The 8,437-nt window shown below is 61.8% G+C and carries 9 protein-coding genes; 4 read left to right on the top strand and 5 right to left on the bottom strand.

Annotated features, from left to right (window positions below; translation table 11 throughout):
* The first annotated feature begins 277 nt into the window (after positions 1-277).
* Positions 278-1,291 carry an NAD-dependent epimerase/dehydratase family protein gene (locus ACQY7U_RS26350; protein WP_428651648.1) on the top strand — a complete coding sequence of 338 codons (1,014 nt, stop codon included), beginning with the start codon at positions 278-280 and terminating at the stop codon, positions 1,289-1,291.
* Between the two features lie 227 nt (positions 1,292-1,518).
* On the opposite strand, the gene ACQY7U_RS26355 is transcribed toward ACQY7U_RS26350, so the two are convergent.
* Positions 1,519-1,989: a YbaK/EbsC family protein gene (locus tag ACQY7U_RS26355; RefSeq protein WP_428651651.1), complete on the bottom strand. Its 471-nt coding sequence runs from the start codon at positions 1,987-1,989 to the stop codon at positions 1,519-1,521.
* A 241-nt stretch (positions 1,990-2,230) separates the two neighbouring features.
* Here ACQY7U_RS26355 and ACQY7U_RS26360 point away from each other — a divergent pair, with 241 nt between their 5' ends.
* Positions 2,231-2,419 carry a hypothetical protein gene (locus ACQY7U_RS26360; protein WP_428651654.1) on the top strand — a complete coding sequence of 63 codons (189 nt, stop codon included), beginning with the start codon at positions 2,231-2,233 and terminating at the stop codon, positions 2,417-2,419.
* 144 nt (positions 2,420-2,563) lie between these two features.
* On the opposite strand, the gene ACQY7U_RS26365 is transcribed toward ACQY7U_RS26360, so the two are convergent.
* Positions 2,564-3,739, bottom strand: coding sequence for an NAD(P)/FAD-dependent oxidoreductase (locus ACQY7U_RS26365; protein ID WP_428651656.1), 1,176 nt, complete (start codon positions 3,737-3,739; stop codon positions 2,564-2,566).
* Between the two features lie 113 nt (positions 3,740-3,852).
* Between ACQY7U_RS26365 and mnmD the strand changes: the two genes are divergently transcribed.
* Complete coding sequence (gene mnmD, locus ACQY7U_RS26370) at positions 3,853-4,575, top strand: tRNA (5-methylaminomethyl-2-thiouridine)(34)-methyltransferase MnmD (RefSeq protein ID WP_428651658.1); 723 nt, start codon at positions 3,853-3,855, stop codon at positions 4,573-4,575.
* Between the two features lie 5 nt (positions 4,576-4,580).
* Here mnmD and ACQY7U_RS26375 read toward each other — a convergent pair whose 3' ends face one another.
* Positions 4,581-5,459, bottom strand: a complete 879-nt coding sequence (locus tag ACQY7U_RS26375; RefSeq protein ID WP_428651661.1) for a LysR family transcriptional regulator — start codon at positions 5,457-5,459, stop codon at positions 4,581-4,583.
* Between the two features lie 160 nt (positions 5,460-5,619).
* On the opposite strand from ACQY7U_RS26375, the gene bla reads away from it, so the two are divergent.
* Complete coding sequence (bla, locus tag ACQY7U_RS26380) at positions 5,620-6,510, top strand: class A beta-lactamase (protein WP_428651663.1); 891 nt, start codon at positions 5,620-5,622, stop codon at positions 6,508-6,510.
* Positions 6,511-6,598: 88 nt separating this feature from the next.
* On the opposite strand, the gene ACQY7U_RS26385 is transcribed toward bla, so the two are convergent.
* The gene (locus tag ACQY7U_RS26385) at positions 6,599-7,552 is read right to left on the bottom strand and encodes a 2-hydroxyacid dehydrogenase (protein ID WP_428651665.1); all 954 of its coding nucleotides are present in this window, start codon (positions 7,550-7,552) and stop codon (positions 6,599-6,601) included.
* A 326-nt stretch (positions 7,553-7,878) separates the two neighbouring features.
* Positions 7,879-8,244: a metalloregulator ArsR/SmtB family transcription factor gene (locus ACQY7U_RS26390; protein WP_428651667.1), complete on the bottom strand. Its 366-nt coding sequence runs from the start codon at positions 8,242-8,244 to the stop codon at positions 7,879-7,881.
* Positions 8,245-8,437 lie beyond the last annotated feature (193 nt).

Consider the following 8,437-nt stretch of genomic DNA (forward strand, 5'->3'; position numbering starts at 1 on the left):
GGAGGACCTTAAGGTCCTCCTCGAAGGATGGGCGGCAGATTACGAGCTTGTGGCACATCCTTCGAGACGGGCCTCTGGCCCTCCTCAGGATGAGGGTGAGTTTCTGGCAGCGGACTACATGGATAAGCGGCCTCCAGTGAACACACGGGCACCGGCATCCACCGGTGCCCGTGTGTTTTTGTCGTTTCCAGGTCAGGCAAAGCCTTCCAATGGCTGTCCCGATTAGGTATCACCTGCCTCATATTTTCTATTTTTGTTGAAAGGCTTCGAACGGATCATGAAGACCGTCCTGGTGACCGGCTCCGCCGGGTTTATCGGCTACTTCCTGTGCACGCGCCTGTTGAAGGACGGGTTCCGCGTCATCGGCCTGGATGCCATGACGGATTATTACGATGTCCGGCTGAAGGAACGGCGGCAGCAGATGTTGATGCAGAACGAGCATTTCACGCCGGTCAATGACCGCGTCGAGGCGCCCGAACTGCTGATGTCGCTCTTCAAGAGCGAGAAGCCGGATTTCGTCATTCATCTGGCCGCTCAGGCTGGCGTGCGCTATTCCATCGAGGCACCGCGCTCCTACCTTGAAAGCAATATCTGCGGCACGTTCGAGCTTCTGGAAGCGGCCCGGGCCTTTCCGCCGGAACACATGCTGCTGGCCTCCACTTCGTCCGCTTACGGGGCCAATACGCATATGCCCTACACGGAGACGGACAAGGCCGATCACCAGATGTCCTTCTATGCGGCCACCAAGAAGGCGACGGAGAATATGGCGCATTCCTATGCCCATCTCTATCACCTGCCGGTCACCATGTTCCGTTTCTTCACCGTCTACGGTCCCTGGGGCCGCCCGGACATGGCGCTTTTCAAGTTCACCAAGGCGATCCTCGAGGGCAATCCCATCGACGTCTACAATCACGGCGACATGAAACGGGACTTCACCTATGTGGAGGATCTCGTCGAAGGCATCCGCCTGCTGATGGACGCGGTCCCTGTGCGCCCGGGCGAGGGGGAAGAGGTGCCGGAAGGCGACAGCCTGTCGCCGGTGGCTCCCTGGCGCGTGGTCAACATCGGCAACTCGACCTCAGTGCAGCTCACCGAGTTCATCGAGGCGATCGAAACGGCGACCGGCAAGAAGGCCGAGCGCAATCTGATGCCGATGCAGCCGGGCGACGTTCCCGCCACCTGGGCCAACGCGGATCTTCTGCAGAGCCTGACCGGCTACCGGCCGAAGACCACGGTTCAGGAAGGCGTTGCCCGCTTCGTGGACTGGTATCGGGGCTACTACCGGGTCTGAGACGGCGCAGGGCAGAAGTTTTCGGGATCGGCGGCTGGGTTGGGGAATACCACATTCTCCCTCGTCCTGAGGAAGCGCGTAAGCGCTGTCTCGAAGGATGGGCCGCTTGTTCTGAGCTTGCCGCCCATCCTTCGAGACGGACCTGACGGTCCTCCTCAGGATGAGGTGAATTAGGCTGAAATTCCAGCCGACCGTTCTCGGCAACCTGCCGGGGACTGCCTCCAGCCTCACGCGAGCGGCGGCTGACAGACGTCCACCCATTCGGCATCCGTGATCTCGGCCATGCGCTCCGGTGATATCCGGACGGCGGCATTGGTGGCGCCCGCAGCCGGGATGACCACGTCATAGGCCTTCAGCGAGACGTCGCAATAGACGGGCAGGGGCTGAGCGAGGCCGAAGGGGCAGACGCCGCCGACGGGATGCCCCGTCAGGTTTTGCACCTCTTCCAGCCCGAGCATCTTCACCTTGCCGCCGAACGCGGCCTTGGCCTTCTTGTTGTCCAGTCTTGCATCGCCGCGCGCGACGACCAGGAAGATTTTTTCTTTCACCTGGAAGGAAAGGGTCTTGGCAATCTGTCCCGGCTCTACGCCGTGGGCCTTCGCGGCGAGGTCGACGGTGGCGCTGCTGTCTTTGGTCACGATGACTTCCAGGTCGGGGGCGGACTGGGCGAGATGTTCGCGAACGCTGTCAAGACTCATAGCGGTTCAACTTCCTCTTGTAACAAAATAGCCTGGTGGAACTGGCGGGAAACAACCGAAAAAGGCTGCGAATCCAGGTCATATCTTCTGTGAATATAATCAAAATCGACATGGTTAAAGGTCGGAATAGCCCCATAATGGCCTTAAGCGGACGTTAACCTCTCGTCATTTATTCTGAGGAATGGATGTCTGGGCAATGAGTCCACCCGTCCGCTTTGAACGCCATGTGAGGATAGCAGAAATGGCCAAGGCCATGACAGCCGCTACCAGAGCGTGTCCGCCCGATGTGGACGGAAGCCATCAGGCTGCGAGGCATGTTCCCGAGGACAAGACCCCGGCCTTGCCGTTGCTGGTCGCCAAGAATGTCCTGTTCTGGGGATCGTTCTCTCTCAGCCTCTACATGCTCTATGAGGTGGTGACCACGTTCTGACAGCGAAGTTGCTGACGGAACGAGGATCTGCAGCCAATCGGTTTTGGCTGCAAAAGAACGCTTGCCCCGCCAATTTGTCACCGTGACCCGGTCAGCCGGTGTTGTTCAGGAAAATCGATCCCGCGGGTTCTGCTGAGGGGGAGTTCAGCCGTCCGCCTCCAGCCGGTTCGACCCGAAATGGTGATCCGGGCGGAAAGTTGCCGGTAATGGCTGCCGGGGCGTATTGCCGGTGATTTCGGCGATCAGGCAATCGGCGATCTGATGGGCAATGCCGAAGGAAATCTTGAAGCCGCCCGTTGCGGCATGGACGGCGTCATGTCCCGGCAGCTTGCCAACCAGCGGATCGCGCTTGTTGCAGCGGGGCCGGATGCCCGCCCAGCTCGTCAGCACGCTCCGGCCTTGCAGCTTTGGGCAAAAGGCCGTTGCGCGCAGCCGCAGTTCTTCCGCGCGCTCCGCAGAGGGGGCGCTATCCGAATAGGTCCGGTCCGACGTGCTGCCGATTGCCACTGTGCCGTCTTCATGCGGCACGACATAAAGGCCGTCACAGTAGATCGCTGGTTCACGTTCCAGCCCCTTGCCTTCCAGGAGCAGCGCCTGGCCTTTCTCTCCGCGCCCGATCCGCTCTCCGGTAAATTGCTCGATCAGGTCGAAGGCCGAGAACCCGCCCGAGATGACCAACTGCCTGGCGGCGACGGGGGTCCGGTTGCCCGCAAGCCGCACTTCTCCGGCCGTCTCGTCGAAGCCCGTGACAGAGGTTCCCTCGATGAGGATGCCATGCTCGCGGACAAAGGCGCCGAGGGCGGTCAGATAGGCCCTTGGAGAAACTCGGGCAGCAAGCGTTTCATAAACAAGACCATAGGGTGCGGCTTCGGCTGCCAGCCAGTCCGACCGGCTTCCGGCCGGTTCCACCCGATAGGTAAACCCGGTCTCCTGCGGGTGCCAGCGCAGCTTGCTTTCCTCGGCGCGTTCCAGGTGATGTTCGAGCTTGTCGGTGGTCGTCAGGGGCAGGATGCGCCCACAACGACGGTAGCCGCAGGCAAGGCCGGTGTCGGCCTCCAGCTGCCGGATGTGGGTTTCAAGGCTCAGGAGCGCCTGAAACTGGAATTCCTTCTTCGGGTTCCAGCGTGCCGGCATATGCGGCATCAGGGCGCCCAGAAGACCGCCGCTGGAGCCGGCGCCCACACGGTCCTTCTCCAGAACCGCCACCTTGAGACCGGACTTGATCGCTGCAAAGGCGATCGAAAGCCCGAAAATTCCGGCTCCGGCAATGGCAAGGTCAAATGGTTCGGCGGAGTGCGCCATGTCGAAAACGGGCCCCATGCGTTGATTGCTGCTTCGCGCTCTCTTATGAGAACCGGGCCGGGATGGCAAAAAGTTTGATGCGCCTGTCGGGATATCCTTTCCCGGGGCCGACAAGGTGGCAAGGGACAAAGATGCCGACGAAAGCACCGGAACTGGACTGGCTGGAAGGCGACGTGCCCCGCGCGGCGGGCTTTGACGATACCTATTTCTCCAGGGCCGGCGGTCTTGCCGAAACCCGCCACGTGTTTCTGGCCGGCAACCGGCTGCCCGAGCGGTTTCAGGGGCGGGACCGGTTTACCATCGCCGAATTCGGCTTCGGCACCGGACTCAACTTTCTGACCACCCTTGCAGCTCTGAGGGCGGTCGATCCGGCGCCGAATCTCACCTTCGTCTCCTTCGAACTTTTCCCGATGACACGGGAGCAGCTGAAACGCGCGCTCGGCGCCTTTCCGGAGCTTGGGTCTCCGGCAGCGGACCTCCTTGAGATCTGGACGCCGGAACCCGGCTGGAACCGCTTGAAGATTGCCGGTGCCGAACTGCTGCTCGGCGTCGGCGATGCCCGCCGGCTGATCGGCGATCTGCAGCTGGAGAGCGATGACGGACCGGGTGAGGGAACCGCCATCGCGCCTGTCGACGCCTGGTTCCTCGACGGTTTCAGCCCGGCGAAGAACCCGGAACTGTGGGACGCCGCGCTCTTGAAGGCGGCGGCGGAACTGACGGCTCCGGACGGAACGCTTGCGACCTATACCGCTGCAGGCTGGGTTCGGCGCAATCTTCAGGCAGCCGGTTTTACCGTCGAAAAGACCAACGGATTTGCCGGCAAGCGCGAGATGGTTGTCGGCCGGAAGGCTTGAGGAGATCAGGCGTCAGGCGCATCGGCCACCGCCTGCAGCCACTGGCGGAATTTTTCCATGGCACCGGTTTCCTCCCGCGACTTCAGCCAGGTCAACCAGTAGCTGCCGGTCACGACACCCGTTTCGAAGGGCCGCACCAGCCGGCCGCTTTCCAGGTCGCGGGAAAACATGCGGACCGGCACCAGCGCGACACCGGCCCCTTGCGCGGCCGCTTCCACCATCGCAAGAGAGCTGTCGAACATCCAGCCGCGCGCCCGTGGCGGCGGCAGGGAAACGGCCTGGAACCACATGGTCCATTCGTCCATCCGGTAGGATCTGAGCAGCGGTTCGTGCAACAGGTCTTCCGGATACTCAAGCCGCCGGGCGATCCCGGGCGAGGTGACCGGTGAAAGTGGTGCGGTCATCAGCTCGACGGCACTCGTTCCGTGCCAGGCACCGTCGCCGAAGCGGATGAAACAATCGAGACCGTCGGCAAGCATGTCCGCCCGGTTGTTGTTGGTCTTCAGGCGCAGGTCGATATGCGGGTGGCTTCTTGAAAAATCCGGCAACCGGGACAGCAGCCAGCCGGTCGCGAAGGTGCCGACCGCGCCGACGGTCAGGACCTCACGAAAATTGCCGTCCTCGAACCGGCTGAGCGCCGCGCTCATCCGCCGGAAGGCATCGCTCAGGACCGGAAGCAAGGCGTGACCCTCGTCGGTCAGGGCGACCCCGCGCGGCAGCCGTTCGAACAGGGAAACCGCCAGCAGTTCCTCCAGCGCCTTCACCTGGTGACTGACGGCCGTCTGGGAAACCCGAAGCTCCAGTCCGGCCCGGGTGAAGCTGCACAGCCGGGCGGAAGCTTCGAACGCGCGCAAGGCGTTCAGCGGCAGTTTCGAAATATCCATAAGGGTCTCGCATGGCCAAGTTTAATTCATGGCTGACCCCACTATTCATCATTTGCGTAATATCTAAGGCAGCGGCAGGATCGCGTTGTCTTGAACGTGGTCGGTGCGGGGGGCAACACACCTGGCCGGTTCAGGCAATCGGCATCTACTATCGGAGCTTATGATGATCCATTGGACTCGCCTCGGTGCGTTAACCCTTGTCCTTGCCCTCTCGTCTGCCTTGCCCGGTCAGGCGATCGCCGCCGGATTCGATCCGGCTCCTCTCGACAAGGCGGTAAGGTCAGCAGAAGACAGACTTTCGGCCAGGATCGGTGTTGCTGTCATTGACAGGGAAACCGGCAAGACCTGGACGCACCGTGCCGATGAGCGCTTTCCCCTCAACAGTACGTTCAAGGCATTCCTGTGTGCCGCAATGCTTGAGAAGGGGGAAAGGGAGGAAATCGATCCCGGCCGCCGTGTGGAGGTCCGGGCGGAAGACCTGGTGTCCTATTCGCCGGTTACGGAGAAAGAAGTCGGCTCCGGCGGCATGACCTACATGGAGCTCTGCGACGCGGCCATCACGATCAGCGACAACGCCGCCGCCAATCTCGTGCTGGCGGCGGTTGGCGGACCCAGGGGACTGACGGACTATCTGCGCGGTATCGGCGACACGGTCACACGGTTGGACCGAACGGAACCGGCGCTCAACGAGGGGCGACCGGGCGACGCCCGTGACACCACCAGCCCGGCGGCGGCGGCCGCCACGCTTCGAAATCTGGTGCTGGGGGATGCCCTGTCCCCCGAAGCCAGGGCGCAGCTGACCGGCTGGCTGCTGGACAACAAGGTCGGCGATTCAACGCTCCGCGCCGGTCTGCCGGAAGAATGGCCGGTGGCCGACAAGACCGGGGCAGGAGCCAACGGTTCGCGCAACAACATCGCCGTTATCTGGCCGGACGGAAGGGAGCCGGTGGTGATCGCGGTCTATATCACACAGACAAAGGCCTCTTTCGACGAGCGCAACAAGGCAATCGCCGACATCGGCAGCGCCCTTGCGCTAAGCCTGCTACCCTGAGCGGTGTTTCATGAGTTGATGCCATCCCGCCCGCCCGGCGGGATGGTCTTGCGGGCCGTGATTACGATCCGGACGCGCCGCCTGACGCTCAGCGCATCTCCGGTATCGGCGTGACGGCTTTGCCGGTTTCGAACCAGCTCTTCAGGTTGTCGACGACCAGTTGTCCCATGGCATTGCGCGTCGCCTGCGAGGCGGAGCCGACATGGGGCAGCAGGGTGACGCGCGGCAAGGCCATCAGCTTTTCCGGCACATGCGGCTCGTCCTCGAAGACATCCAGACCGGCGCCGAAGATCGTGCCGTTTTCCAGCGCAGCGATCAGCGCCGCCTCGTCGATCACCGAGCCACGGCCGATGTTGATCACGAACCCGTCCGGGCCCAGAGCCTCCAGAACTTCTGCGTTCACCGCATGCTTCGTTTCCGCGCCGCCGGGCGCGACAACCATCAGTGTGTCGCAGGCCGCCGCCAGGTCCGTCAGCGTGGCGTGATAGGGGTAGGCGACATCCGCCTGACGGTTGCGGCCGTGGTAGCAGATTTTCATGCCGAAGGCTTCAGCACGCCTGGCAATCGCCTTGCCGATGCGCCCCAGCCCAAAGATACCCATCGTCCGCCCCTGCGCGGTCGCAGGGGTCAGGTGATAAGGGCCTGAAGACGCCCATTTGCCTGCGCGCAGCCATGTCTCCGCCTGGCCAAGTTCGCGCAGGCTCATCAGCGTCAGCGCCATGGCCGTGTCCGCCACTTCCTCGGTCAGGACGTCCGGGGTGTTGGTGACCATCACCTTCGCCGCAAGGCAGTCGTCCGTGTTGATGTGGTCGTAACCGACGCCGAAACTGGCGACGATTTCCGCATTCGGGGTTTTCGAAAGCAGCTCCGCACTCACCGGCCCGAAGGCCATGGCAATGCCCCGGATTTTTTCCCCGACGTCCGCCAGCATCTTCTCCGGATCTTCTGCCTCATAAAGCCGGTGAACCGTAAAAGCTGCGTCCAGTTGCTCCTGAACGATCGGCAGCATCGGGCGGGGCATCAGAATGTCGATGGAAGTCATGGGAAGGTCCGGTGGAAGTGGAAACGGCAGAACAGGTTGCAGGTCCGGACCTTACGGGGAAGGGCTGAGGGAGGAAAGTCCTCTTTGACAAAGTGCAGTACGGTGGATGTTTCTTGTCGGTTGAACTCCACGCACCTCCGTCATTCCGGACAAGCTCGGCTCAGCCAAACGCCCAACCGGAAGCCAGACATAATTCGCGTGTCAGGCGCGGGCATACTCAAACAGGAGTGTGTTCGCTTCGCTCACGCTGATGCGTTGGGTTCCGGATCCGCATGCAGCTGCCGCTGCGCTTGTCCGGAAGGACGGGGGCAGGAGCCGCAGGACTATTAACTCTTGCCCTTATTGTTCTTCGTCTTCAGTTCCGCGCTTTCCTTTTTCAGCGGGCGGGAAACCGGGCAGACTTCCTGGACATAGCCGTTCAAGGTGTTGGCGAGGCTGTCCTGGACGATGGAATAATGCACGTACTGGCCACGCTTTTCCTTGCGCACCAGGCCTGCGCTTTCCAACACACCGAGATGCTGAGAAATCGACGGCTTCGACATGTCGAAACGTTCCGCAATTTCGCCGGCAGTCAGGGAACTATGGGCGAGATAAGCGAGGATCTTCCGCCGCGCCGCAGAGGCAAGTGCCTCGAAGACCTTCTGGATACCGCCAGGTTCGGCCGCTTCGATATGGTCAGTCCGGTCGCTCATGAGTCTCTCCTTGCTCCGGTTAACCCAAAGCGAAATCTTGTAATTAGGTATTTGCCTAATTGCCGAATTAATGGTAATTAGCTTATTGCCTAAATAATGGACGTCCCTATTGAAGGCAAGGCCCGCCAGACCTGCGGGAGCAATTTCAATCGCAGACCAACGACCCGGCACCCCGCCGGGAGTTGATTGCCCG

The sequence above is a fragment of the Roseibium sp. genome, assembly GCF_050301095.1.
Taxonomy (GTDB): Bacteria; Pseudomonadota; Alphaproteobacteria; order Rhizobiales; family Stappiaceae; genus Roseibium.

Coding starts and splice junctions, on each gene's coding strand:
- bla (WP_428651663.1), top strand. CDS start 5,620: ATGATGATCCATTGGACTCGCCTCGGTGCGTTAACCCTTGTCCTTGCC.
- ACQY7U_RS26390 (WP_428651667.1), bottom strand. CDS start 8,244: ATGAGCGACCGGACTGACCATATCGAAGCGGCCGAACCTGGCGGTATC.
- ACQY7U_RS26385 (WP_428651665.1), bottom strand. CDS start 7,552: ATGACTTCCATCGACATTCTGATGCCCCGCCCGATGCTGCCGATCGTT.
- ACQY7U_RS26365 (WP_428651656.1), bottom strand. CDS start 3,739: ATGGGGCCCGTTTTCGACATGGCGCACTCCGCCGAACCATTTGACCTT.
- ACQY7U_RS26360 (WP_428651654.1), top strand. CDS start 2,231: ATGGCCAAGGCCATGACAGCCGCTACCAGAGCGTGTCCGCCCGATGTG.
- ACQY7U_RS26355 (WP_428651651.1), bottom strand. CDS start 1,989: ATGAGTCTTGACAGCGTTCGCGAACATCTCGCCCAGTCCGCCCCCGAC.
- ACQY7U_RS26350 (WP_428651648.1), top strand. CDS start 278: ATGAAGACCGTCCTGGTGACCGGCTCCGCCGGGTTTATCGGCTACTTC.
- mnmD (WP_428651658.1), top strand. CDS start 3,853: ATGCCGACGAAAGCACCGGAACTGGACTGGCTGGAAGGCGACGTGCCC.
- ACQY7U_RS26375 (WP_428651661.1), bottom strand. CDS start 5,459: ATGGATATTTCGAAACTGCCGCTGAACGCCTTGCGCGCGTTCGAAGCT.